Source organism: Kitasatospora sp. NPDC048239, from assembly GCF_043202015.1.
Lineage (GTDB): Bacteria > Actinomycetota > Actinomycetes > Streptomycetales > Streptomycetaceae > Kitasatospora.
This window is the reverse complement of sequence record NZ_JBICZP010000005.1, coordinates 140,460-166,155: the sequence shown is the minus strand read 5'-3', so window position 1 is coordinate 166,155 and position 25,696 is coordinate 140,460. Positions and strand designations below refer to the sequence as shown.

Below are 25,696 nucleotides of genomic sequence, written 5' to 3'. Positions count from 1 at the left end.
CCGGCGGGAACTGTCAGACACGGCCTAGGGCCGGGGCCCTCAGCCCTCCCGGCGGGCGAGCTCCCAGACGGTGGTGGCCTTGACGGCGGCGTCCTCCAGGTCGGCGACGACCGGTACCTGATAGACGGCCAGCGCGGTGAACCGCCCGCGCGGCAGGTAGGCCCGCCCCGGGTCTCCGACGATCACCACGGCCCCCCTGGCCTGGGCCCGCTCCAGGAACGGCAGGAACCGGGCGGCCATCTCCCGCTCGTAGAACACGTCCCCAGCCAGGACCACCTCGGCCGGCCCGCCGTCCCCGTCGAGCAGATCCTCGACCGACGCGTCCACCCGGACGCCGTTCTCCTCGGCGTTGACCGCGATGGCCGCCACCGCGAGCGGGTCGATCTCCGCGGCCCGGACGGCCGAGGCCCCCCGCAGCGCCGCCGCGATCCCGACCAGTCCGGAGCCGGCCGCCAGGTCGAGCACGGTCCGCCCGGCCACCACCTCCGGGTGGTCGAGCACATAGCGGGCGACGCCCATCCCCCCGGCCCAGGCGAACGCCCAGAACGGCGGCGGAAGGCCGATCTCGCCGCGGGCCGACTCCGTCGTCTCCCACAGGGCGATGGCGTCGTCGGCCATGTGGAGGCTGATCTCGGGGACGAAGGGAACGAGAGCCGGACGGGTCTCACTCCGGACGAAGCCTTGGTCCGACACAGTGCTTGCGCCCGGGTGAACCGCGCGCGTCTCGTTCAGCATGCCCGCAGCATAGAGCTCCGCCCGACCCGCCCCGGCCCGCCGTCGGCTCCGCCGTAGGTCCACCGCCGACCCGTCATCAACCTGCCGCCGGCCCACTCTCGGCCTGCCGTCGGCCGCCCGCCCGGCGATCCGGCGGGCAGGATCACGCAGCGCCAGACGATGCGTACCATTTCGATACCGAAGCCTGGATGAGCTGCGAAGATGCTCGCCCGCCGGGCCCGGGCCCGGGTAGCATCCGGCACATGCCCTCCGGCCTTGGCGCAGGCGGCCCAGCGCTGCCGTGCCCGCGTTCCGGGCGGCGGATTCTCGCGGACCATTCGGTGGATCCCGCGCACTCGGCACCGCGCGCCAGGGCAGTCGCGCGAACGGCGAAGGGCAGCATCTTGGCGGATCGGCTCACCGGAGGGGACTCCTCGCTGCTTCGGCGGATCAACGCCGCGGTCACGCTGAGGGCACTGCGGGCCGGACACTCGGTGACCCTCACTCAACTGGTCGGGGACACCGGACTGTCCCGGCCCACGGTGGAGGGCGTCATCGAGGGCCTGGTCGAGACCGGCCTGGTCGCCGAGGTCGACCAGCCGCAGAACGGCGGCCAGCCCGGCGGGGGCCGCCAGCGCGGCCGCCCGGCCCGGTGGTTCCGGTTCCGCGCCGAGGCGGGGCACATCCTCGCCGTGGAGATCGGGGTGCACGACATCCGCGTCGTCCTCGCCGACCTCACCGGCGAGGTGGTCGGCAGTCACTTCAGACCGGTCGACGAGGGCCTGGACGCGGAGGAGCGGCTGACCGCCGTCCGTACCGTGGTCGCCGAGGTGCTGCGCAAGGCCGGGATCTCCCGCGACAACCTGTGGGCGGTCGGCGTCGGCACCCCCGGCATCGTGGACCGGGACGGCACCGTGCAGCTCGGCACCGCGATGCCCGGCTGGACCGGTCTGGACCTGGGAGCGCGGCTGCGCCGCTCGTTCCGCTGCCCGGTGCTGATCGAGAACGACGCCAACCTGGCCGCGATCGCCGAACACTGGCAGGGCGCGGCGGTCGGCGCGGACGACGTCGTGTTCGTGATGGCCGGGCTCAGCCCCGGCGCGGGCTCACTGATCAACGGGCGGCTGCACCGCGGTTTCGGCGGCGCCGCCGGCGAGATCGGCGCCCTCCACCTGCTCGGCCAGGAGGTGACCCCCGAGCGTCTGCTGTCCACCACCGGCAAGCCGCTGGACCCGCTGGACGAGGCCGCGGTGGCCCGCGTCCTGCGGCTGGCCCGCGAGGGCGACGAGGTGGCCCGGGTCGCGATGGACCGCTTCCTCGCCCGGCTGGTGCACGACGTGGCGGCCCTGGTGCTGGCGATCGACCCCCAGCTGGTGGTGGTCGGCGGCTGGGCGGCCGGTCTGGACGGCGTCCTGGAGCCGCTGCGCGAGCGCCTCTCCCGCTTCACCCTGCGCGCCCCCGAGGTGGCGCTGGCCGCCCTCGGCTCCGAGGTGGTCGCGATGGGCGCCCTCCGGGTCGCCCTGGACCACGTCGAGGAGCAGCTCTTCGCCGTCGACCCCCCGACCGGCGCCGCCGCCCGGGCCTGAGGCCCGGGCGGCCCGCCCGCCCCTCGCTCCCGATGGCCCGCACAACGGCCAAGGCCCGGGCGCTCGTTGAGCGTCCGGGCCTTGGCCTGAGGGTGTGCGGCAAATGGTTCAGGAGGCGGTGCGGACCTCGGAGGTCGCACCGACGGGGGTGACCTCGACGAGGCCGGTCTCACCGAAGGTGAGCTTGCAGGTGTCCGCCCGGTAGGTGGAGACCGAGAGGGCGACCAGGCGGCCGGCGGCGGCGTACTGGGTGGTCATCACCAGGACGGGCGTGCCGGGCGGGCGCTCCAGCAGGGAGGCCTCCTCAGCCTCGGCGACACCGAGCTCGACCGCGCGGGACTCGCCGTCGACCTCCAGGCGCTCCAGCTGGCGCAGCACCGAACGGGCCCGGTCGCTCTCGGCGCGAAAGCCCGGCAGGTGCGGCAGGGCGGAGGCCGGCACGTGCAGCGACTCGGTGGCCATGTTCTGGCCCTGCACCATGCGGACCCGGCGGACGGTGTGCACGGTGGCCCCCTCCGCGATGCCGAGGCCCTTGGCCAGTCGGGCGGTCGCGGGGGCGGTGGTGCAGTCGACCGTGCGCCAGGCCTGGCTGCGGGCGGTACCCGGCCAGCCCTCCTCGTGCCGGTTGACCGGGACGCCGACCCGGGGGGCGGCGATCAGGGTGCCGATGCCCCGGCGGCGGACCAGGCGGCCCTCCAGCTCCAGCTGGTCGAGCGCCTGGCGCAGCGTGGCCCGGGCCACCCCGAAGCGGGCGGAGAGCTCGCGCTCGTTGGGGAGGACCTGACCGGTGGAGAACTCCGTGTCGATGGCGCGGAGCAGCACCGTACGCAGGTGCCAGTACTTCGGTTCCGGTACCGCCGCGAGCTGTCCTGTCGTCCCCACCATGGCCTCCACCCGTTTGTCCGCCCTGCCGAAAGATGGGCGGATCCGGCCCGCTGTCCGCTGTTGCGGCAGGTGGGAGAGCGGGCTTTATCCGTCCTTCTTTATTAAAGGTCCTTGCAGTAAGTGACACTAGGGGCTGCATCCGGAGATGGTCAAGACCAATGACGGGGGTTGGTGAGGATGTCGCGGGGATTCATGCCGCGTTCACGTCACCTCAAACGCCCCCGCCGCAGGCCACACGCCCGCCGCGCCGTTTCCACCCGGGCGGCCCCCGCTGGGTAGGCTTCCCGGGTGATCGTGGTGACGAGTGTGAACGTGAACGGAATCCGGGCAGCGGCCAAGAAGGGCTTCGTCGAGTGGCTGGCGGCCACCGAGGCGGACGTGGTCTGCCTGCAGGAGGTGCGCTCCGAGCCCGGACAGCTGCCCGCCGAACTGCGCGACCTGGATGGCTGGCACGCGGTCTGGGCACCGGCCGCCGCCAAGGGCCGGGCCGGAGTGGCAGTGCTTTCCCGACAGGAGCCGGTGCGGACGACGATCGGTTTCGAGTCAGCCGAATTCGACAATTCGGGCAGGTATGTAGAAATCGACCTTCCCGGGCTGACCGTGGCCAGCCTCTATCTCCCCTCCGGTGAGGTCGGCACCGAACGCCAGGAGGAAAAGGAACGCTTCATGGCCGAGTTCCTGGTCCACCTCGGCAAGCTGCGCACCCGCGCCGCCGCCGAGGGCCGGGAGGTCGTGGTCTGCGGCGACTGGAACATCGCCCACCGCCCCGAGGACCTCAAGAACTGGAAGGCCAACCAGAAGGCCGCCGGCTTCCTCCCCGAGGAGCGGGCCTGGCTCTCCCGCGTCCACGACGAGACCGGCTACGTCGACGTCGTCCGCGCCCTCCACCCCGACCGCACCGGCCCCTACACCTGGTGGTCCTACCGCGGCCGCGCCTTCGACAACGACTCCGGCTGGCGCATCGACTACCTGATGGCCACCCGGAAACTCGCGGACACCGCCATCAAGGCCTACGTCGAACGCGCAGCCACCCATGCGGAGCGCTGGAGCGACCACGCACCCGTCACGGCCGTGTTCGACTTCGACAACGACTAGCAGCGTCGCTACTCCATCCGCAAGGTCTGACTGGCCACCGTCGGCTCGGCTCGATTCCCATGAAGCGTGCTTGGGGCCCCGGCTTGCCCTACTGCAACGACCAGCCGGGCAAGCGCGAAGGCGTCGCCGCAGGGGCGCCCTCGGCTCAGCCTGCCGTCGCCGTGTCGGCCAGCGGGTGGTCACCGCCGCTGGGCAGCCACCGGACGCCGGGGTTCACCCCGCCGCCCGGTGGCTGCCGAGGCCCTCCACCAATCGGGCTCGCCCACCGAAAGCCGGACGATGTCGAGCCGCGCAACGGTCAGCGATCGGAGCCGGACCAGGAGTCTGACCGGCCAAAGTACCTGTGACCCACCGCCACCGGTCAGACCACTTGCGTCAGAACCCGTAGTGGTCCGCTCAGCACAGGGCGGGCTGCTCCAGGCCCTGTGCGTGCTTGCCCCACTCCTCATCGGACAGCCCGTACTGGTGGCTGACTCCGCTCTACCCGACAGCGTCGTCCCTCGACCTCCTCACCGGGCCGCACCGCCGGCCGGTGGCGGACCGAATGCTCGAACCGACCCGCGCGGCGGTGCGCCACTACGTGCCCGACGGCGCCTTCGAGACGGCGCTCCTCCTGCGCTGCCGGCTCGCCCTGCGCTTCCCCGCACCGCACGAGCCGCTCAGGAGCCTCCCCGACCGGCGGAACGGCGACGGCTCCTGGCCCGCCTCGGCCCACCTGCGGCTGACCACGCCGGTCGTCCATGAGCCGTGGAACGTCGTGGACGCGGGCACCGTCCATCTGGACCACCGGGGCATCCTCACCACCGCGACCGTCCTCGGTGTCCTGCTGTCCCTCTGCAACGACGGTGGACGGGTTGAGCAGTACGCGGCTGGATGAGCGCGCCGAGAAGGGTGGCAGGGGCCGGCCCGGACGACGTCCGAGCCCCCCTACGCGCGAGCCGACCCGAGCATCGCCCTCGGTCGCGGACGAGCAGCCCGGACAAGCTCTACCGGGAGGAACCGGCCCACCTGGCCAGTGGACTGGGCATCCCCCGGTAACACTGGCAGGCGCACCTGCCGGGCCGGCGGGCAGTCGCCGCCGGTGACCCGCCGGCCGCGTTCCCGGAACGCCCGCAAGGTCCTCCGCCTCGGGCGGGGTCAGCCCGTGGCCGCCGCCGTGCATCGGTCCCCGGCGACGCGGAGCCACCGCTGGTACGCCGAGCTGCGCTCGGCCGCGACCCGGTGGGCCGCGCGCGCGTGCTCGACGAGTGCCGTGTCCAGGGCGGCCAGCTGACCCGCCTGGTGCCAGGCGATCAGGTGCCGGTACCAGAGCGGGTCGCCGGCGATGGGCCGTACGGCGATGCCCGGCACCTCCTCGAAGGTGGCCTGGCACAGACTCACCGCGTGCCCGCTGCGGACCAGTTCGAGCAGCAGCCGCCCCTCCGCCTCGTGGACGGTGCGCATCCGGTGGCCGGTCGCATGGAAGGTGGTGGACCAGTACTCGCGGACCCGGTCGTCGTCCGGGCGCGGTGAGACCCAGTCCTCGTCCTCCAGTTCGCCCAGGTGGACCTCCGGCCGGGCGGCGAGGCGGTGGCCGGCCGGCAGGGCGACGAACACGGGCTCGGTGACCACCGGCCGCAGGACCACCCCCGGCCGCGCGGGCAGCTCGTAGCCGGGGCAGTCGCCGACCACGGCGGCGTCGAGGCGCCCGTGCGCGAGGTCGTCGATCAGGGGAACGGACGAGCCCTGGGCGCGGGAGGCGATCCGCGTCCCGGGTCGGTGGGTGCGCAGTGCGGTTATCAGCCCGCCGAGCAGCGGGGCGTTGACGGACCCGATCCGGATGCGGGAGGTCGAGCTGTCGGTGCGGGCGGCCAGGGTGGAGGCGTTCAGCAGCTCGTCGACGGTGGGGAGGACGGCGCGGGCGCGGGTGAGCACGGTCTCGCCGAAGGCGGTCGGGACGGCGCCGGTGGGTCGGCGGTCGAACAGCGGGCCGCCCAACATGCTCTCGATCCGCCGCAGTTGGGCGCTGAGGCCCGGCTGGGTGAGCCGGAGCGAGGCGGCGGCACGGGTGAGGCTGCCGGTCTCGGCGATGGCGCAGATCATCCGCAGATGCCGTATTTCAAGCTCCATAAGCGGATGTTATGGGCAGCTGAGAGCTCCCGAAAGGGGTCCGGGCAGCCCAATCTTGTCCCACATGTGAAATGTCATATCGCACAGAAGGGGGACACATGAGGACACGAAGAGCCGCATGCGCCCTGACCGCGGCCCTCGGACTGCTGTCGGCGGCCGCCTGTGGCGGGCCGGACGGCAGCGGTGCGGCCGCGGACGCCACCCCGGCGCCGGGCGGGACCCTGCACGTCCTCTCCAGCATCGACCTGGAGCACCTGGACCCGGCCCGAGCCTACGTCACCTCCACCCAGGACGTGGGCCGGCTCGTCTACCGGACGCTCACCACGTTCGCCCCCGCCCCCGGGCAGGCCGGCGGGCAGATCGTCCCGGACCTGGCCACCGACACCGGTCGCCCCGCCGACGGCGCGCGGACCTGGACCTTCACCCTCAAGGAGGGCGTGAAGTTCGAGGACGGCCGGCCCGTCACCAGCAAGGACGTCAAGTACGGCGTCGAGCGCACTTTCGCCGCCGAACTGCCCGAGGGCCCGCCGTACGCCCGGCTCTGGCTGGCGGGCGGCGAAACGTACAAGGGGCCGTACAAGGACCCGGCCGGGCTCGCGTCGATCGAGACCCCGGACGAGCGGACCATCGTCTTCCGGCTCAACCGCCCGGTGGCCGACTTCGGTTCCGCCGTATCGCTGCCGATGTTCGCCCCGGTGCCGCAGGACAAGGACACCGGCGTGGGCTACGACAACCGCCCGTTCTCCTCCGGCCCGTACCGGATCGACACCTTCGAGCCCAAGAAGCGGCTCACCCTGGTCCGCAACCCCGCGTGGGACCGGGCCACCGACAGCGTCCGCAAGGGCCTGCCGGACAAGGTCGTCATCGACCTCAACCTCGACCCCGCGGTGGTCGACCAGCGGCTGATCGCCGGTCAGGGCGAGGACGCCGACGCCGTCGCGCTGGAGCCGATCGGTCCGGCCTCGGTCGGACGGGTGATGAACGACCCGCAGCTGAAGAAGCGCCTGGTCACCGGCGAGTCCATCAACACCCGCTTCCTCGGCATCAACACCGGGCACCGGCCGCTGGACGACGTCCGGGTGCGGCAGGCCATCGCGTTCGCGCTGGACAAGGACGCCCTGCGCACCACCCGCGGCGGCCCGATCGCGGGAGACCTCGCCACCACCTTGCTGCCCCCCACCCTGATCGGCGCGGCCCCCGAGGACCCGTACCCGAGCAAGGACGGCAAGGGCGACCCGGACAAGGCCAAGGCCCTGCTCGCCGAGGCCGGTCACGCCTCCGGCCTGGAGCTCACCCTCGACACCCCGGCCACCGCCGGCGGCAAGGCACAGGGCGAGGCGGTGCAGGCCTCGCTCGCCCGGGCCGGCATCACCGTGAAGATCAACGAGATCAGCTCCTCGGCCTTCTACAGCACGGTCGGCAGCCCCGCCCGGCAGCACGACCTGGTGATCGACGGCTGGACACCGGACTGGCCGGGCGCCTCCACCTACCTGCCGATCCTGTTCGACGGCCGGCTGATCACGCCCGAGGGCAACAACAACCGCGCCCAGTACGACTCCCCCGACGTCGACGCCCGGCTGGACGAGATCGCGGCCGTGGGCGACCCGGCCACCGCGCAGAGCGCGTACGGCGAGCTCGCCAAGCGGATCATGCGGGACGCCCCCGTCGTCCCCTTCCTCTGGGACCGGGCCGCCGTCCTGGTCGGACCGAACGTGACCGGCGCGTACGGGCACACCGCCTTCGTCGGCCGGCTCGACCTCGTCTCGCTGGGGCTGCGGAAGTGACCGTCCTGCGAAAGCTGCTGGCCCAGCGCTCGGCGGCGCTGGCGCTGACCGCGGTTGCCCTGCTGGTGCTCACCGCACTCGCCGCCCCGCTGATCACCTGGCTGGCCGGCAGCTCCCCGACGGCCTTCCACGGCGAGGCGGTGGACCCGGCGCTCGGCGGACTGCCACGCGGGGTCGCGGGCGGGATCAGCGCCGAGCACTGGCTGGGTGTGGAGCCCGTCAACGGCCGGGACGTGCTCGCCCGGGTGGTGTACGGCGCGCGGGTCTCCCTGCTGATCGCCGTCCTGGCCACCACCGTGTCCCTCGTCCTCGGCACCGCACTCGGCCTGCTCGCCGGCTTCCTCGGCGGTTGGACCGACACCGTCATCGGCCGGCTGATGGACCTGCTGATGTCCTTCCCCAGCCTGATCTTCATGATCGCGCTGATCTCGGCCGCGCCCGGTGCCGACCGCCGGCTGCTGCTGGTCGTGGTGCTCGGGTTCTTCGGCTGGCCGTACGTGGGGCGGATCGTGCGCGGGCAGGCGATGGTGCTCGCCCGCAGCGAGTTCGTGGCGGCGGCCCGGGTGCTCGGCGCGTCCCGGCGGACCCTGCTGCTGCGCGAGGTACTGCCCAACCTGACCGGACCGGTGCTGGTGGTGGCGACGATGTCGATCCCGGCCTGCGTCGCCACCGAGGCCGGACTGTCCTTCCTCGGCGTGGGCGTGCAACCGCCGACGCCCTCCTGGGGGCAGATGATCGCCACCGCCGTGCCCTGGTACGCCGCCGACCCCGCCTACTTCCTCGTCCCCGGCGTCCTACTGTTCGTCACCGTGCTCGCGTTCAACGTGCTGGGCGACGCCGTGCGCGACACGCTCGACCCCCGGAGCACACCACGATGATCCTCTACCTGCTGCGAAGACTGGTCGTCACCGCACTCGTCCTGCTGGTGATCTGCGCCATCACCTTCGCGATCTTCTACCTGATGCCCGCCGATCCGGCCCAGGGCGCCTGCGGCAAGGCCTGCAGCCCCGAACGGCTCGCCGCGATCCGTGCCACCCTCGGCCTGGACCGCTCCCCGCTCGCCCAGTTCGGGGACTACCTCGGCGGCATCGTCACCGGCCGCAGCTACGGCAACGGCGCGCAGGCCGTCCAGTGCCCGTTCCCCTGCCTGGGCTTCAGCTTCCAGACGAACCAGCCGGTCTGGCGGATGCTGACCGGCCGGCTGCCCGTCAGCGTCTCCATCGCCGTCGGCGCAGCCCTGCTGTGGCTGGCCGTCGGCGTGGCGGCGGGCGTGGTGTCCGCGCTGCGGCGCGGCAGCCTCTGGGACCGCGCCGCGATGACGGCTGCCCTCGGCGGTGTCTCGCTGCCGGTCTACTTCACCGCGCTGGTGCTCCAGTACCTGCTGGTGGTCGAGCTGAACGTGCTGCCCTACCCGACGGCCGTCCCACTCACCGAGGACCCGGCCGGCTGGGCGCAGTCGATGGTGATGCCCTGGATCACCCTGGCCATGCTCTACGCCGGCGTGTACGCCCGGGTCACCCGCAGCGAGATGCTGGAGAGCCTCGGCCAGAACTACGTCCGCACGGCGCGCGCCAAGGGCCTGGCCGAGGTCACCGTGGTACGGCGCCATGCGCTGCGACCCGCGCTGATGCCGATCGTGACGATCTTCGGCATGGACCTCGGCGCCCTGCTCGGCGGTGCGCTCATCACCGAGTCGGTGTTCGGCCTGCCCGGTGTCGGCAAGCTCGCCGCCGACGCCATCGCGGGCGCCGACCAGCCGGTGATCCTCGGCGTGACGCTGTTCGCCGCCGGCTTCGTGGTGCTCGCCAACCTGATGGTCGACCTCGTCCACGCCGTGCTCGACCCGAGAGTGAGGGCCGTCGGATGACCCTCCTCACCGTACGAGACCTGACGGTCGACTTCGCCTCCGGTGTCCGTGCCGTCGACGGACTCGACCTCGACCTCGCGGCCGGGCAGGTGCTCGGCGTGGTCGGGGAGTCCGGCAGCGGCAAGTCCGTCACCAGCCTCGCCGTGCTCGGGCTACTGCCCCGCGATGCCCGGGTCAGCGCCGAAATCCGCTTCGAAGGACGCGAGTTGACGGGCATGGACCAACGTTCCCTGCGCCGCCTGCGCGGCAACCGGATCGCCATGGTCTTCCAGGACCCGCTGTCCTGCCTCAACCCGTACTACCCGGTGGCCTTCCAGATCGCCGAGGCCTACCGGGCCCACCACCGGGCCGGGCGGAAAGCGGCCCACCGGGTCGCCGTCCGGATGCTGGAGCGCGTCGGCATCCCCGAGCCCGAACGGCGCGCCCGCTCCTACCCGCACGAGTTCTCCGGCGGGATGCGCCAGCGGGTGATGATCGCGATGGCGCTGTGCCTGGAGCCGGACCTGCTGATCGCCGACGAGCCGACCACCGCGCTCGACGTCACCGTCCAGGCCCAGATCCTCGACCTGCTGCGCGAGCTGCGGCAGGAGGCCGGTACCGCGATCATGCTGATCACCCACGACATGGGCGTGGTCGCCGGACTCGCGGACCAGGTCGTCGTGATGCACGACGGCCGCGCGGTCGAACGCGGCACCGTCCACGACGTCTTCCACCGGCCGCAGGAGGCCTACACCCGGGGCCTGCTCGCCTGCGTGCCGCGCGTCGACGGGCCGCTGCCGCACCGGCTGCCCACCCTGGAGGCGAGCTCATGAGCCACCCGCTGGAAACTCCCAAGCCGGACACCCCCTTGCTCGCAACCCCTCTGCTCGAAACCCGCAGCCTCGTCAAACGCTTCCCCGTCCGGCACGGCCTCACCCGGCGCCTCACCGGACACGTCACCGCCGTCGACGGCGTCTCGCTGCGGGTCGGCCCGGGCGAAACCCTCGGCCTGGTCGGCGAGTCCGGCTGCGGCAAGTCCACCGTGGCCCGCCTGCTCACCCGGCTGGAGCGGCCGACCTCCGGCACCATCCGATTCGCCGGGCAGGACCTCGACGACCTCGACGAACGCCGGCTGCGCCCGGTCCGCCGCGAACTCCAGATGGTCTTCCAGGACCCGCTCTCCTCGCTCAACCCCCGCCAGAGCGTCCGCCGGATCCTCGCCTCGCCCTTCGCCTACCAGGGGCTGGAACCCGACGAGCCGGTGGAACGGCTCCTGGAACGGGTCGGGCTCAAGGCCGAACACGCCGACCGCCACCCGCACGAATTCTCCGGCGGCCAGGCCCAACGCATCGGCATCGCCCGCGCGTTGGCCCTGCGGCCGAAGCTGGTGGTGTGCGACGAGCCGGTCTCCGCCCTCGACGTCTCGGTGCAGGCCCAGATCCTCAACCTGCTCAAGGACCTCCAGGACCAGTACGGTCTCGCCTACCTGTTCATCGCCCACGACCTCGGCGCCGTCCGGCAGATCAGCACCCGGATCGCCGTCATGTACCTCGGGTCCGTCGTCGAGACCGCCGACCGCGACTCCCTGTTCGCCACGCCGGCCCACCCCTACACCCGCGCCCTGCTGTCCGCCGTACCGCTGCCCGACCCGGACGCCGAGCGCGGCCGCGAGCGCATCGTGCTCCGCGGCGACCTGCCCAGCCCACTGAACCCGCCCAGCGGCTGCCGCTTCCGCACCCGCTGCCCGAAAGCCGACGACCGCTGCGCCGCCGAGCGACCCGCCCTGCGGGAGATCGCGCCGGGCCACGAAGTCGCCTGTCACCACCCGGAGTCGCACCAGTGATCCTGACCAGACACCGCCTGCCCGGGCTCGCGGTGACCGACCACGCCTTCACCGTGCCGCTCGACCACGCCGACCCCGGCGGCGTAACCATCGAGGTCTTCGCCCGCGAGCTGGCCGACCCGGTTCGCGCCGGGCGCCAACTGCCCTGGCTGCTCTACCTCCAGGGCGGGCCGGGAGGGAAGTCACCGCGCCCGGTGAACACCGGCGGCTGGCTCGACCACGCCCTGAAGACCCACCGGGTACTGCTGCTCGACCAGCGCGGCACCGGCCGTTCCACCCCCGTCACCGCCCGCGCGGCGGCCGGCCTCGGCCCGGCCCACCGCCTGGCCGATCACCTGGCGCTGCACCGGGCCGACTCGATCGTCGCCGACGCCGAACTGATCAGACGTCAACTCTGCGGCGACCGACCGTGGGAGACGCTCGGCCAGAGCTACGGCGGCTTCGTCACCCTCAGCTACCTCTCCTTCGCGCCCGCGGGCCTGCGCGCCTGCTACATCACGGGCGGCCTGCCGGGCCTCGACGCCACCGCCGACGACGTGTACGCCGCCACCTATCCCCGGGTGCGCGAGCGGCTCACCTCCCACTATCTCCGCCATCCCGGCGACCGCCCGCTGCTGCGACACCTCGCGGACCTGCTCGACCGCCACCCGGTCCACCTCCCGGACGGCGACCGGCTCACCGCACGCCGCCTGCGCACCCTCGGCCTCATGCTCGGCATGGGTGACGGCTCCGCCCGCCTGCACTGGCTGCTCGACGAGGCCCTCGGCGCCGACGGCGCCCCCACCGCCACCTTCCTCCAGCAGGTCATGCAGCTGACCTCCTTCACCGACAACCCGCTCTTCGCCGTTCTCCAGGAGTCCATCTACGGCCGCGGCGCCACCGCCACCGGCTGGGCCGCCGAACGCGCCCTGGCCGCCCACCCCGCGTTCGCCGAGGATGCCGACCCGCTCATGCTCACCGGCGAGATGATCTACCCCTGGATGTTCCGGGAGGTCGCCGGCCTGCGCCCGTTCGCCGAGGCCGCCGACCTGCTCGCCGCACGCACCGACTGGCCCGAGCTGTACGACCCGGCCCGGCTCGCCGCCAACCGGGTCCCGGTTGCCGCCGCCGTCTACCACGACGACATGTACGTGGACGCCGGCCTGTCCCTGCGCACCGCCCGCGCGGTCGGCAGCCTGCGCGCCTGGGTCACCAACGAGTGGGAGCACGACGGTGTGACCGCCTCCGGCGGGCGGGTCCTCGCGCGCCTGATGGACCTGGCCTCCGGCCGGGCCTGAGCAAACCCTCGATGGGAGAACCGTCTTGAACCCCCGCCTCCTCGCCGCTGCCCTGGCGCTGGCCCTCCCGCTGGTCGCCGCCGCGTCCCCCTCCCCCAGCGCGTCCTCCCCCACCGCTTCCGCCGCCGCCTGCGCCCTGCCCGGCCGCACCGGCTGGACCGACGAGGGCCACGACACCGACCGCACGCAGTTCCAGCAGCCGCTCGGCACCAAGCACGTGCTGATGCTCTTCGTCGACTTCCCCGACGCCCCGGCCACCGGCGAACTCGGCGACTACTACCACCAACTCGCCCCGGCCGCCGACTGGACGAGGCAGGAATCCTACGGCCGCACCCGCCTCGCCATCACCCCGCTCAACCGCTGGCTCCACCTGCCGCAGGATTCCGGCTCCTACGGCTTCCAGCGCGGTATCGGCTTCGAACAGCACGAGGCGTACGTGCGCCAGGCCGTCGAGGCCGCCGGCCCGGACGTCGACTTCTCCCGGTACGACCTGCTCTACATCGTCCCGACCAGATCAGCCTCCGCCATCACCTTCTCGCCCACCTACCTGTACGACCCGGCCGCCCCCGGCATCGTGGCGGGCGGCACGCGGATCAAATGGGCGGTCACCTTCGGCCAGGACATGTACCGCTGGGGCCCCGAGGTCGCCGCCCACGAGACCTCGCACACCTTCGGCCTGCCCGACCTCTACGCCTTCGACGGCACCGACGCCCACCGCCATGTCGGCGGCTGGGACGTGATGGGCCTCATCTCGGGTCCGGCACCGCAGCATCTCGGCTGGGAGCGCTGGAAGCTGGGGTGGATCGACGACCGCCAGGTCGCCTGCCTGCCCACCACCGGCAGCCGTACCGTCCGCCTGCGGGCGGTCGAACGCCCCGGCGGCACCAAGATCGCGGTGGTCCGCACCGGCGAGACCACCGCGTACGTCGCCGAGTCCCGCCGCGCCGTCGGCGGCGACGCGTCCGCGTGCTCGTCCGGTGTCCTGATCTACCACGTCGACACCTCCGTCCGGACCGGCGACGGCCCGGTCCGGGTGATCAACGGCAACCCGGAGGCCACACCGCCCTCGGGCTGCCGGCCGCTCGACATGGCGGCCCACCGGGCCGGCGAGTCCTTCACCGACCCCGCCACCGGCGTCCGGATCGAGGTCGGCCACCAGGGCCCGCTCTCCGACACCGTGACGGTCACCCGGACCGGCTGACCCGCGCGCTCCTCGGACACACCCCGAGCCCGCGCCGTGCGGGCGGCCTTCCGGGTGCCCTACCACCCGCCTCCGCACGACGCGACCCGGCCCGGCCGGGGGCTCTCGCTCCCCGGCCGGGCCTTCCCCTCACCGTCCTCGCCCCCAGGAGGAACACCACTGTGCGAACCCTCTTCAGATCCCCCTGGCGAGCCTCCACCAGAGCGCTCCGCCCGCCGGTCGCCCTGCTCGCCGTCGTCGGCGCGCTCGTCCTTCTCGTCGCCCCCGCCCGCCCGGCCGTCGCCGCCACCGTCCCGGCCCCGGCCTCCGCCTGCGCCCTCGCCGGCACCACCGGCTGGACCGACGAAGGCCACGGCACCGACCGCGTCCGCTTCCAGCAACCACTCGGCACCAAGCGCGTGCTCACGCTCTTCGTCGACTTCCCCGACGCCCCCGCCGACGGCCCCACCCAGCCCTACACCGCCCAGCTCACCCCCGCCGCGGACTGGATGTGGCAGGCCTCCTACGGCCGCACCTGGCTGGCCATCAGCCCGCTGGACCGCTGGCTGCGCATGCCGAAGCCCTCCACCTCGTACGGCTTCCAGCGCGGCATCGGCTTCGAGCAGCACGAGGCGTACGTGCGCGACGCCGTGCAGGCCGCCGCACCGTACACCGACTTCTCCCGGTACGACCTGGTGTACGTCGTCCCGCCGAAGTCCGCCTCGGCGATCAGCTTCACGCCCACCTACGTCTACGACCCCACCACCGCGGGCGTGACCGTGGGCGGCACCCGCATCAGGTGGGCGGTGACCTTCGGTCAGGACATGTGGTACTGGGGCCCGAAGATCGCCGACCACGAGACCGGCCACACCTTCGGCCTGCCCGACCTCTACGCCTTCACCGGCACCGACCAGCACGCCTACGTCGGCGGCTGGGACCTGATGGGCAAGGTCGGCGGCCGGGCACCGCAGTACCTGGGCTGGGAGCTGTGGAAACTGGGCTGGATCGACGACAGCCAGATCGCCTGCCTCCCCGGCCCCGGCTGGACCGACGTCGATCTCACGGCGGTGGAGTACACCGGCGGAACCAAGATCGGGGTGATCCGCACCAGTGCCACCGCCGCGTACGTCGTCGAGTCCCGCCGCGCCGCCTACACCGACCCGAACCCCTGCTCCACCGGCGTGCTGATCTACCGCGTCGACACCTCCGTCCGGACCGGCGACGGCCCGGTCCGGGTGATCAACGGCAACCCGGGCGCCTCGCCGCCACCGGGGTGCAGCCCGCTCGACCTGGCCGCCCACCGCCCGGGCCAGAGCTTCACCGACTGGTCCGCCCGCGTCCAGATCTCCGTCCGCCAGGGCAGCGCCTACGGGGACACCGTCCAGATCAGCAGCTGGTGATCCCCGCGCGCGCCCGGGCGGCTCGGTCCGGATTCGATGCCGAAGAACTGACGTGCAATTACCGGCAGTAACGCTCCGACGGTCTGCCCGGGGTGCGGCCGGCGAGGGCGCCCACCTCACGTGGGGTCGAGAAGGCCTGAACCACGGCTCACGCGTCGATGCCTAGCCGTCGCCCCGTGGATAGACTGACCAGGCGTTCCAGGAACGGACCCGGCGCGGGCGGCGGAGCACTCAGGCGCTTCGTTGTCGCACGCGCACGCCACTCTCCGTGACCACACGGCGGCGGCAAGCCTGTCGCGGATGATCCGGCAGCGGGCCATCGATCGGACGGGAGCCCAGCCATGGCGAACACGTCCAGGTCTCCGGGCGGCTACGACCCCGAGATCACCCGCCCCCTGTCCGCCCGTGCTGCTTCGCCGTCGTCGGGCTCCCCCGGTGACACCGAGCCGACCGCGGCCAACGACCGGCTGGCGCTCAACGGCATGGGCAGCTTCGACTGGGACCTCGACAGGGGCACATACCACCTCGACGACGTCGGCCTGGAAGTGTTCGACCTACAGGCCGACGAGTTCGACGGAGTGCCCGCGTCACTCTCCGCCAGGGTGCTGCCGACGGACAGCGACCGGCTCGACGAGGCCGTATCGCTCGCACTACGGGAGGGACACCTGACCTTCGCGTCCTACTTCCGCCTGGTCTGCCGCGACGGAACGCTGCGCTGGGCCCACACGCAGGGGCGCATCCTGCGCGACCCGCAAGGGCACCCGTACCGCATCGTCGGAATCGTCCGCAACGCCGAGGAGGAGCTGGCCCATGCCGAGGGGATGCGCACGCTCGCCGCTGACCGGCGCCGCCAGACCGACTCCGTGCGCGCCACCACCGAAGCCCTCGCCCGCGCCATCACCGTCCGCGACGTGACCAACGTGCTGACCGACAGCGAAGGGCTGCGACGCTTCGGGGCGGACGGGCTTGCCCTCGGGCTGGTGGACGGGGGCGTCATGTGCCTCGTCGCCGTGACCGAGCAACCGTCGGCGGAGCTCAGGGCCCAGGACGACCTGTCGCTGACCCACCTGGGGGACGGGCTGCCGCTGTCCGAGGCCGTGCTCACCCGGCGCGCGCGATTCGTCAGCACCAGGAAGGAGCTCACCAGCCGCTACCCCCGCCTCCTGCCCTACGCCGAGGAGATGGGGATCGAGGCAGCGGCCTTCCTGCCCCTGGCCGCCCAGGCCCGCTCCATCGGCGCGCTGGGCCTGTTCTACCGGGACAGGCACCACTTCAGCACCGAGGACCGCAACATCTGCATCGCGCTCAGCAGCGCTGTCGCGCAGTCCCTGCAACGCGCCATGCTCTTCGACCAGGAACGCGAATTCGCGACCACCCTCCAGACCACCATGCTGCCGCGCCGCATCCCCGAGATCAACGGCGGCGAGGTGGCCGTCCGCTACCGCGCCGGCCGCAGCGGACGCGAGGTGGGCGGGGACTGGTACGACGTTATCCCTCTGCCGGGTCGGCGGGTGGGTCTCGTGGTCGGCGACGTGGAGGGACATGACAGCCACGCGGCCGCCATCATGGGTCAGTTGAGGATCGCTCTGCGGGCCTACGCCACCGAGGGGCACACTCCCGCCACGGTCATGGCCCGCGCGTCCAGGTTCCTCGCCGATCTCGACACCGAGCGGTCCGCGACCTGTATCTACGTCGACGCCAACCTGGAGACCGGAACACTGCTCCTGGTGCGGGCCGGCCACCTCGAACCACTCGTGCGGCACAGCACCGGCCGTACCAGCTGGGCCAGCGTCCGCGGTGGCCTGCCGCTCGGCGTGGCCACGGTGTTCGGCCAGGACGGCTACCCCGAGACCCGCCTCGACCTCAACCCCGCGGACACCCTGCTTCTGTGCACCGACGGAATGGTCGAACACCCCGGTCGGGACATCGCGGACGGCATCGAAGCCCTCGCCGCCGCCATGCGCGCCGGCCCGCTCGACACCGAGGCGCTCGCCGACCACCTCTGCGGCGGCCACCCGAGCCGCCTCGGCAGCAGCGACGACATGGCGCTCCTGCTGCTGCACCGCGCAGCTGTGTCCGGTACCTACGCCACCCGGCAGATGACCCAGCACGTCCACCAGGCCGATCCGGAAGGGCTGGCGGCGACCCGGGCCATGCTCCGCCAGGCCCTGACCGCGTGGGGTGCGGCCGACTTCCTGTCCGACATCGAACTCACGGCGGACGAACTGATCACCAACGCCCTGGTCCACACCGACGGGGGCGCACTGCTCACCATGGAACTACGGACCGGAACCACCCCCTGCATCCACCTGGAGGTCCAGGACCGCTCCAGCGTCCTGCCGCGCCGCCGGGCCCCCGGCGAGACCGCCACCTCCGGCCGCGGCCTGCTGCTGGTGGATGCCCTCACCGGGAGCTGGGGCGTGGAGCCACTCGGCAGCGGCAAGAACGTCTGGTGCGAATTCCCGCTGGCGCGTTGACCATCTGATGGCAGTCCACATGTGCGGCCACTCGTCAATCCACGTGGCCGCCACACACCGACCCGGCGCCGGAGCCCGGCGAGTCGGCCGTCCGCCCCTCGGAGAAGTTGATGTCCGAATGCCCCACCTTCCGTCCTCCTGCCTCGATGGTGCTGTGGACTCGTCGCCCGCTGTGGAGCGAGGGAAGCCGCTGAACACGACAGGCCGGCCGCCCGACGGGTTGTCGGCGGCCGGCCTGGGGGCGTGAGCCGTTTCGTTCTGCGCGCCGGGCTACCGGGCGCTGTGACCCAGCAGCTCCGGCCCTGCCGCCAGGCCCTGCGTCAGGCCCTGCGTCAGGCCGCACGGTACGGCGGGAACCCGGAACGGGAACAGCGACCGGCTGCTCCCCGCGCGGTAGCGGCCTGTGCGCCGGTACCACTCGTTGTCACCGGCCATCCAGTCCTGGAGCGCGGCCACGTAGGAGGCGTGCTCGCTCCCCAGCTCCTGGTCGGCGATCCGCTGGAACTCGGCGACGCGCTGCTCGAAGAGCCGGTACGTGACGTCCACGGCCTGCTGGAGGCTTCCGCCGAGAAGGCGGCGCACGGCCAGGACCGCGTTGCTGACCTCGCGTTCCTCGTCGATCTCCTTGCGGTAGGAGTAGATGTCGTTGCGCAGCCCGACACTGTCGGCGAAGGCGTCCTCCAGCCTGCGCAGCGCATCGGTGGAGGGCGGCCGGTTCCCGGTGAGGCCGATCGAGAGGTCCGTTCCGGCGCTGGCCCGGCGGAATTCCAGATAGTGCACCGGGTCAGGGACGCGCTGCTGCGCGATGGCGTCCAGTTCCTCCAGGTTGGCTGCGACGAAGTCGACGACGTGGGCCGGGAAGCGGCATCGCAGGGTCGGGGGCATGTCCGGTGCGGTGCGGGCCCAGAGCTCGGCGAGCGCGTGCTCGATCTGGTTGGCGGGGGACGGGACCGCCTCGTCGTCCAGGGGCATGAAGAGGGGGACCCGGGCAGTGAAGGCACGTGCCCCCGCCAGGTCGCGCGGGAGCTTGTATGCGGTGACGAAATGGTCGTCGAGGGCCAACAGGCACACATCCCATTGGGCGACCAGCGTGAGCTGCCGGGCGGAGGCGTCAGGATGGGTGAGGGCGGCGAACAACGGCCAGTCGTCGCTGTCGAAGCCTGGCCCGGTCCAGATCGGCGGGCCGGGCGGCGCGGTCACCGGGGCCAGCAGGCCAACCTCACGGGCCCAGTCCTTGGCCTCCTGACGGGCCTGTTCCAGATGCGGGTTGAGCCGGGCGGGCCAGGGCAGTCGGAAGGGTGGCAGGGCGAAGGGATAGCCCGGGGAGGCCGCGGCGGACGGCTGTTCGGGCAGCACCGGCGCGTACTGCCCGGCCAGCCGCGCGGCGGAGCTGCCCAGGCCGTTCAGGCCGCCCGGCGCGGGACGGCGGCCCACGCGGCGCAGGTGCAGTTCGCGATGGCCGGCCAGCCAGTCCCGCAGCCCCTGGTCGGCGCCGCTGTGTTCGAATTGGTGCAGCCGGGCGGTACGGAGCCGGTCGGCGTACCGGGCAGCGGTGCGCCGCTCGCAGCGCAGTAGTTCACCGAGCACCCGGACGGCGTTCGGGGCCTGCCCGTCGAGCAGGTCGGCCAGCAGCACGGCGGCGTCCGCGAAGGCGGCCACGGCAGGTAAGGACGGCCGGTGCCCGGTGGCGCGCTCGACCAAGGTGGCGGCCCAGGCGGCGAACGGGCGGCGGGCGTCCAGGTGGGCGAGGAGGTCGCCGGGGGGAAGGTCGCCCGGGTCCGGATGACGGTCGCCCAGCCTGTCTGTGCACTCGGCGAAACGGCGGCACCAGTCGGCGGTGCGGCCCTCCGTGGTTCGGGGCAGGAGATCGGCGCGCGCCCGGTCCAGAGGCTCCTTGGGGGTGTCCGCGGGCTGCACAGCCCAGCTGTACCAGGCGGCCATCAGGGCCAGTTCGTCCGGTGGGGCGTCAGGGTGGCACCAGGCAGCCTGCTCCACCCCGATCCCCGGGACCAAGCCGTGGTGGTCGACCCAACTCCGGTGCTCGGTCCGGACGGTGTCGGCATACGGATTCCGGCGAGCCGGATAGGAGAGGTGCGGCTCACCCGGATCGCCGTACAGGTCGGCAGAGGATTCCATATCCCCTCCCTACCCCGCCGCCAATCGCCGCCCTCCCCGCGCGAATTCCCCGTTCGGGTGAACTGCGCGATGCTCTGGCACACGCGACCGAGAGCAAGGGACCATGACGACACCGCCACTGCTTCTCCAGATCACCGGGTGGCGACAGAAGCCCTGTACACCTGCCACTTGCTCACTCCCGACAAGCTTCAACGCCGCGACGAGTTTGCGGATCGGCCAGCGGGTGAAGGGCTGGCCGAAGCACTAGGAACCGACACGACCGTCGCGCCTGCGTGGCTGGGCCGCCCGACCGGGTGGGGTGGTCGGGCGGGCGGCGCAGCGGGGTGCTGCCGGTCAGCCGGCGGCGGCGGTCGGCGCGGGGAAGGTCTCGCGGGGCCCGAAGTCGGTGTAGTTCACGGTGATGACGGAGGTGACGGTCGTACCGCCGCGGGGCACCTTCATGGACTGCTTCTGGGCCAGGATGCGGCCGGCGTGGTCGATCCAGATGTCGTAGTCCTTGGCGCCGACGCCCTTCTCGACCATCTTCTGGTGCTCCCCGGGGTCGATGGCCTTGATCTGGTCGGCCGTCAGGCGGGCGCCGAGGTGGTAGGCCGGGACGCCGTTCTTCTGCTCCATCCCCTTGCGGGCGGCGGGCCCGGCTTCGGCGAGCGCCTTGGCGTAGGCGGCGCCGTCGTCGTCCGAGGAGGTCTTCTCGCCGCCGGTGTCCGTCGGGCTCCAAGAGCTGCCCGGCGTGCTCTTGTCCCGCATGAAGACGGCCGAGCCGGTGTTGACCGACTCCATCCAGATCGTCGGCTCGCCGCCGTCGCCGATCGTCATCTTCGTTTCGATCCGGCCCTCACGGGTCGGGGTGTAGAAGTTGATCCGGCCGGTCTGGGTGATCACCGTCCCCTGGCCGTCCGCCGTCGCGGTCGTCTTCATGGTCTCGGTGGCGGCGTACGGCGTCCGGTCGGCCTGGGCCAGTGCCACCGCGGGGTCGAACGCCCCGGTGGCGTCGACCGGGGCGCCGGTGCCACCCGCCGCGGTCGGCGTGGTGGTGGGGCTGGACGCGGGCTGCGCCGCGGTCGGCGTGGCACTCGCGCTCACGGCGGGGATCACGGTGGGACTCGCGGTGGCGCCGGCGGTGGCCGGGGCACTGGCGGCCGGCGGTGCGGACTGCGCGTCGTCGCCGTCGTCGCAGGCGGCCACGGCGGACAGGGCGAGCAGCGTGGCGGCGGTGGTCAGGGTGGTACGGCGGATCGTCACAGTGTCTCCGGAAAAGGGGGATGAGCAGGGAGAACACTTTCACGAAACACCCTCATCCTTCGAAAGCATTTACGTCGGCCCCGGCCTCCTTCGCGGCCGGCGGCACATGTCCTGGGTGGTGCGGCCTGTCAGGTCCGCCCCGCCGGGCCTAACCGGCGGCCGTAGACAGTCCGTCAACAGCCGTGTCCACCGGACGTCCACGGGCCTCGGCCACGATCCTCGTCGAGCGTCGGCGACAGGTCGGCGCGAAGGTTCGAGAGAGGACGGAAACCATGAGGAACCTCATGCGGAAGAGCCACGCCTGGGCCGCGCTGGCGGCTGCGGCGATCGCCGTCGCGGCCCTCCCGGGGACGGCCAGCGCCGACTCGTTCGGCACGATCAGCGTCTTCGACAACAACAAGTGCATGGACGTCCGCAGTAGCAACAGCGCCAACGGGACCCCGGTGCAGATCTACTCCTGCAACGCCTCGGGCGCCCAGACGTGGACCGGGACCGACAAGCCGGACGGGATCGGCATGACCCTGTCCGCGCTCGGCAAGTGTCTGGACGTCGCCGGGAGCGGCACGGCGGACGGCACCAGGGTCCAGCTGTGGGACTGCAACGGCAGCGACGCCCAGCGGTGGGTCCGGTACGAGGGCAACGTCCTGATCAACCCGCAGTCCAACAAGTGCCTGGACGTCCCCGGCGGCAGCATGCAGGACAGCACCCAGCTGCAGATCTTCACCTGCAACTACACGGCGGCCCAGCAGTGGTCCTTCGCCCCGCCGCGCATCCCGCACAACGGCTAGCCTCCGCCGCAACCGAGCTGTCCACCGCGCCTCCACGAGGCCGGTGGGCCCGGGGCTGCCGACCGGGGCCACTTCGCCCAGGTCAGGTCGGTCCCGTCGCTCCGACTGGAGGTCGCCGCCCCGGGGAGGTTCCCCTCCCGGGATTCCACCGGGATTCCACCCGGGGCGGCGCACCAGCCGAGGCCTGGTAGCCGGGCAACGAAGAGGTGAAAGCATTCCTTATAGCTTTTCCGATGAAGCCCAGAGGTGTTTATATATGCCCCATGAAGACACTGGGCCTGATCGGCGGCATGAGCTGGGAGTCCACCGCCGAGTACTACCGGACGCTCAACCAGCTCACCCGTGAGCGGCTCGGCGGACTGCACTCCGCCCGGCTGGTGCTCTACTCCGTCGACTTCGCCGACATCGAACGCCTCCAGGCGGAGGGCCGCTGGGCCGAGGCCGGCGCGGTCCTCGCCGACGCGGCGCGCTCCCTGGAGGCGGCCGGCGCCGAGCTGCTGCTGATCTGCACGAACACCATGCACCGGGTGGCCGACCAGGTCGAGGCGGCCGTCTCCGTACCGCTGCTCCACCTCGCCGACGCGACCGCCGCCGCCGTCCGAACCGCCGGGCTGCGCAGGGTCGGCCTACTGGGGACGGCGTTCACGATGGAGCAGGACTTCCACCGGGGGCGACTGGAGGCGAGCGGCCTCACCGTCCTCACCCCCGACGCGGACGGGCGCGCCCTCGTCCACCGGGTGATCTACCAGGAGCTCTGCCTGGGCGTCGTCCGTGAGGAGTCGCGCTCGGAGTACCGGCGGGTGATCGGGGAGCTGGTCGCGGCCGGCGCCGAGGGCGTGATCCTCGGCTGCACCGAGATCGAGCTGCTGGTCGGCGCCGAGGACAGCTCCGTGCCGCTCTTCCCGACCGCCCGCCTGCACGCCGAGGCCGCCGTCGAGGCGGCGCTCGCGGTCGGCGGAGGGTGACTCTGCGGAGGTGACGCTGCGGGTGCCGGCAGATCGCCCACGCAGCTCGCGGCCCTGATCATCGACCCTCGGGCCTGCCGCCCGGGGCCCACGACCCCAGGCCCTGAAGCCGGGCCGCCGCGCACCTCCGACGCACGGACCGCAGCCCCGGACCCGCCCGACGGCCCCGCCCCGCGAGCCCCGCCGAGGTTCGCCGAGGTTCGCGCGAGGGCAGCGGCGCCTGCCCAATCGGGCAGTGTCGGCGTGCGCCGCCCGATCCCTGAAAGCATCCCGTTGACACCAAAGTTGGTCTAGTCCACCGTGGTGAAGCAGGGTCATCCAGATGAGTCCGGCGGAGCCCCGCAACCCGGCACCGACACCGCACGGGACTCACCGACCCCTCAACTCGACTACCTCACCGCGGCTTTGAGTGAGCCATGCGGCGTTGCCATGCCTTGATCCTCGGACGGGCGCATGGATCTGACGATCAGACGGAGATTCCCACACCATGCAACGTGTCTGCCTCGCCCTGCCCACCATGCGTTCCTGCCCCGGCACCATCGTGGACCTCGCCGAGGAGGCGGCCTACGCCGTCGAGACCTTCGGGGTCGAGGTGCACCTCCTCGTCCTCGACACCACCGACGCCGCCGAGTTCGCGAAGAACGCGGACGCCGTGGCCGCGCTGGCCCCCACGCCCGGCGTGTTCGTCCACCACCTCGGCAACGACCAGCAGCGGGAATTCCTGCGCCGGGCGGCCGAGCAGTCCGGCGCCGCCGACCCCGAGCTGCTGCTCGACCTGATGCTTCCGCCGGCCGTCGCGTACGGTTCCTGCGTCAACCGGCTCTTCCTCGCCGCGGCCGCCCTGGGCTGCACCTCGACGCACCTGCGCAACGACGACGCCGACTTCCAGGTCGTCGACGGCGAGAAGGTCTTCCCGATCCACCACGAGCTGCTCTCGATCGGCCGGCCGGCCGGCGAGGCGGCGGCCGTCGTGACCCGCTCCGAACTCGACCCGGCGGACGCCGACATGCCGGTGATGCTGGTCAGCGGCTCCTTCATCGGCGAACTCAACGTGGACATCGGCGAGATCCTCGAACTGGACCCGGCCGTCTACCGCGACCTGGTGCGCCTGTGGACCCCGCCGGTGTGGTCGGACGAGGAGCGGGACGCGATGGTGGACCTCTCCTTCAAGGGCGTCGGCGCCGAGCCGTTCGACGTCGACGAGTCCGTCCTGGGCGTGCCCGACATCTGGAACGTCTACATGTGCAACATCGCCCTGGACCACCGGGCCTACGAGGTGCTGCCGCTGCTGCCCTCGATCGAGACCATCGGCTGCGACTACGCCCTGCTGCACGCGCTGGTCCACTCGCAGTCGCCCGGTGTCGTCCACAACCGCCACATCGTCAACTACTACACGCCCGAGCGCCGCACCGGCGCCGGCTTCATCTCGTACCAGATGCGGTTCGTCAAGTTCCTGCTCTCGATGCTGTACCTGTACCCGGTCTACGGCGGGATGATCGACCACGGCCGCGGGCTGCTGGACGAGCAGCACGGGCTGAAGGTCGAGCCGATCCTCGACCTGGTGCGGGGCAGCGTCGACTGGGACCGGGCCGGGAACGAGCACTGCCTGGACGTCCTGGACCGCTCCTACCGCAAGCTGGGCGGCAAGTACGCCGAACTCGCCGACGTGGTGGCCGGGAAGCGGCAGCAGCTCATGGACGAGGCGCAGGAGGACGCCGAGCGCTGGGCGGTGCTGGTGGGCGCCTGGGCCGGCATGGTCGCCGCCGCCCGCGCGGACGGCCTCCACCCCGGCGTGGACGGGACGGCCGGGTGATCGAGGACATCCTGATCCGGCGGCTGACCGACGCCGACTGGGACGCCGTGGTCGCGCTGGAACACGACGCCTACGCGGCCGACGGCCTGTCGGAGGGCCGGGAGGCACTGCAGTCCCGCGCCCTCGGCTCGCCGGAGACCTGCTTCGTGCTGGAGCAGCACGGCACGGTCCGCGGCTACCTGCTGAGCCTGCCGTACCCGCCGCTGCGCTGCCCGGACCTCGCCCAGGCGGAGGCCGCCGCGTTCGAGTCGGACAACCTGCACGTGCACGACCTGGTGATCGCCGAGGACCTGCGCGGCCGGGAGGTCGCGCTGGAGTTCATGCGGTACTTCCAGGCACGGGCGAAGGAGCTGGGGTTCGAGCGGATCTCGATGGTCGCGGTGCGCGGGGCGGACATCCTGCTGCGGATCATCGGCTACCGCTCGCACCGGGAGGTGGCCGTCCCCGCGTCCTACGGGCGTCGTGCGGTCTACATGTCGATGCCGGTGCACTGACCTGCGGGGCGCCTGAGCGCATCACGCTCGTTCGGACCGGACGAACGGGTGTGATGCGCTCA

Annotated in this window: 21 protein-coding genes; 16 read left to right on the top strand and 5 right to left on the bottom strand. The window is 72.4% G+C overall.

All coding sequences use genetic code 11. The annotated features are described in order from the left end of the window. Nucleotides 1-39: 39 nt before the first annotated feature. Nucleotides 40-618: a class I SAM-dependent methyltransferase gene (locus ACGFZP_RS15480; RefSeq protein ID WP_392932510.1), complete on the bottom strand. Its 579-nt coding sequence runs from the start codon at nt 616-618 to the stop codon at nt 40-42. Nucleotides 619-1,118: 500 nt separating this feature from the next. Here ACGFZP_RS15480 and ACGFZP_RS15475 point away from each other — a divergent pair, with 500 nt between their 5' ends. Beyond that, nucleotides 1,119-2,300: an ROK family protein gene (locus ACGFZP_RS15475; protein ID WP_392932508.1), complete on the top strand. Its 1,182-nt coding sequence runs from the start codon at nt 1,119-1,121 to the stop codon at nt 2,298-2,300. A gap of 108 nt (nt 2,301-2,408) precedes the next feature. Here the strand turns inward: ACGFZP_RS15475 and ACGFZP_RS15470 are convergent, their stop codons facing one another. Further along, entirely contained in the window at nt 2,409-3,182 is a 774-nt protein-coding gene (locus tag ACGFZP_RS15470; RefSeq protein WP_392933464.1) for a GntR family transcriptional regulator, read from the bottom strand. Nucleotides 3,183-3,473: 291 nt separating this feature from the next. Here ACGFZP_RS15470 and ACGFZP_RS15465 point away from each other — a divergent pair, with 291 nt between their 5' ends. Together ACGFZP_RS15465 and ACGFZP_RS15460 are read left to right on the top strand one after the other, a co-directional pair. Beyond that, nucleotides 3,474-4,280 carry an exodeoxyribonuclease III gene (locus ACGFZP_RS15465; RefSeq protein ID WP_392932506.1) on the top strand — a complete coding sequence of 269 codons (807 nt, stop codon included), beginning with the start codon at nt 3,474-3,476 and terminating at the stop codon, nt 4,278-4,280. A 544-nt stretch (nt 4,281-4,824) separates the two neighbouring features. Beyond that, complete coding sequence (locus ACGFZP_RS15460; protein WP_392932504.1) at nt 4,825-5,157, top strand: hypothetical protein; 333 nt, start codon at nt 4,825-4,827, stop codon at nt 5,155-5,157. Between the two features lie 260 nt (nt 5,158-5,417). Here ACGFZP_RS15460 and ACGFZP_RS15455 read toward each other — a convergent pair whose 3' ends face one another. Beyond that, complete coding sequence (locus ACGFZP_RS15455) at nt 5,418-6,389, bottom strand: LysR substrate-binding domain-containing protein (RefSeq protein ID WP_392932502.1); 972 nt, start codon at nt 6,387-6,389, stop codon at nt 5,418-5,420. A 98-nt stretch (nt 6,390-6,487) separates the two neighbouring features. On the opposite strand from ACGFZP_RS15455, the gene ACGFZP_RS15450 reads away from it, so the two are divergent. The 9 genes from ACGFZP_RS15450 (at nt 6,488) to ACGFZP_RS15410 (ending at nt 18,196) form a co-directional block, all read left to right on the top strand. Then, nucleotides 6,488-8,173 carry an ABC transporter substrate-binding protein gene (locus ACGFZP_RS15450; protein ID WP_392932500.1) on the top strand — a complete coding sequence of 562 codons (1,686 nt, stop codon included), beginning with the start codon at nt 6,488-6,490 and terminating at the stop codon, nt 8,171-8,173. After that, nucleotides 8,170-9,051, top strand: a complete 882-nt coding sequence (locus ACGFZP_RS15445; RefSeq protein ID WP_392932498.1) for an ABC transporter permease — start codon at nt 8,170-8,172, stop codon at nt 9,049-9,051. Before ACGFZP_RS15450 ends, ACGFZP_RS15445 begins: the two co-directional genes overlap by 4 nt. Next, entirely contained in the window at nt 9,048-10,040 is a 993-nt protein-coding gene (locus ACGFZP_RS15440; RefSeq protein WP_392932496.1) for an ABC transporter permease, read from the top strand. Before ACGFZP_RS15445 ends, ACGFZP_RS15440 begins: the two co-directional genes overlap by 4 nt. Beyond that, on the top strand, nt 10,037-10,852 hold the full coding sequence (locus ACGFZP_RS15435; protein WP_392932494.1) for an ABC transporter ATP-binding protein: 816 nt from the start codon (nt 10,037-10,039) through the stop codon (nt 10,850-10,852). Before ACGFZP_RS15440 ends, ACGFZP_RS15435 begins: the two co-directional genes overlap by 4 nt. Then, on the top strand, nt 10,849-11,862 hold the full coding sequence (locus tag ACGFZP_RS15430) for an ABC transporter ATP-binding protein (RefSeq protein ID WP_392932492.1): 1,014 nt from the start codon (nt 10,849-10,851) through the stop codon (nt 11,860-11,862). Before ACGFZP_RS15435 ends, ACGFZP_RS15430 begins: the two co-directional genes overlap by 4 nt. Nucleotides 11,863-11,864: 2 nt before the next feature. Then, a complete protein-coding gene (locus tag ACGFZP_RS15425; RefSeq protein ID WP_392933462.1) occupies nt 11,865-13,139 on the top strand; it encodes an alpha/beta fold hydrolase in 1,275 nt (424 codons plus the stop codon). Between the two features lie 25 nt (nt 13,140-13,164). Then, nucleotides 13,165-14,340, top strand: coding sequence for a M6 family metalloprotease domain-containing protein (locus ACGFZP_RS15420; protein ID WP_392932490.1), 1,176 nt, complete (start codon nt 13,165-13,167; stop codon nt 14,338-14,340). Nucleotides 14,341-14,501: 161 nt separating this feature from the next. After that, nucleotides 14,502-15,719: a M6 family metalloprotease domain-containing protein gene (locus ACGFZP_RS15415; protein ID WP_392932488.1), complete on the top strand. Its 1,218-nt coding sequence runs from the start codon at nt 14,502-14,504 to the stop codon at nt 15,717-15,719. A gap of 341 nt (nt 15,720-16,060) precedes the next feature. Continuing rightward, nucleotides 16,061-18,196 (top strand): SpoIIE family protein phosphatase, encoded by a 2,136-nt coding sequence (locus ACGFZP_RS15410; RefSeq protein WP_392932486.1) that lies wholly within the window; start codon nt 16,061-16,063, stop codon nt 18,194-18,196. A 270-nt stretch (nt 18,197-18,466) separates the two neighbouring features. On the opposite strand, the gene ACGFZP_RS15405 is transcribed toward ACGFZP_RS15410, so the two are convergent. Then, the gene (locus ACGFZP_RS15405) at nt 18,467-20,332 is read right to left on the bottom strand and encodes a hypothetical protein (protein ID WP_392932485.1); all 1,866 of its coding nucleotides are present in this window, start codon (nt 20,330-20,332) and stop codon (nt 18,467-18,469) included. Between the two features lie 333 nt (nt 20,333-20,665). Then, entirely contained in the window at nt 20,666-21,574 is a 909-nt protein-coding gene (locus tag ACGFZP_RS15400) for a hypothetical protein (RefSeq protein WP_392932484.1), read from the bottom strand. A 272-nt stretch (nt 21,575-21,846) separates the two neighbouring features. Between ACGFZP_RS15400 and ACGFZP_RS15395 the strand changes: the two genes are divergently transcribed. The 4 genes from ACGFZP_RS15395 to ACGFZP_RS15380 all read left to right on the top strand — a co-directional run bounded on the left by ACGFZP_RS15395 (nt 21,847) and on the right by ACGFZP_RS15380 (nt 25,634). Beyond that, nucleotides 21,847-22,362 carry a ricin-type beta-trefoil lectin domain protein gene (locus tag ACGFZP_RS15395; RefSeq protein ID WP_392932482.1) on the top strand — a complete coding sequence of 172 codons (516 nt, stop codon included), beginning with the start codon at nt 21,847-21,849 and terminating at the stop codon, nt 22,360-22,362. A gap of 263 nt (nt 22,363-22,625) precedes the next feature. After that, nucleotides 22,626-23,327, top strand: coding sequence for an aspartate/glutamate racemase family protein (locus ACGFZP_RS15390; protein WP_392932480.1), 702 nt, complete (start codon nt 22,626-22,628; stop codon nt 23,325-23,327). Between the two features lie 487 nt (nt 23,328-23,814). Next, on the top strand, nt 23,815-25,140 hold the full coding sequence (locus tag ACGFZP_RS15385) for a DUF6271 family protein (RefSeq protein WP_392932478.1): 1,326 nt from the start codon (nt 23,815-23,817) through the stop codon (nt 25,138-25,140). Continuing rightward, nucleotides 25,137-25,634, top strand: coding sequence for a GNAT family N-acetyltransferase (locus tag ACGFZP_RS15380; RefSeq protein ID WP_392932477.1), 498 nt, complete (start codon nt 25,137-25,139; stop codon nt 25,632-25,634). Before ACGFZP_RS15385 ends, ACGFZP_RS15380 begins: the two co-directional genes overlap by 4 nt. Nucleotides 25,635-25,696: the final 62 nt, after the last annotated feature.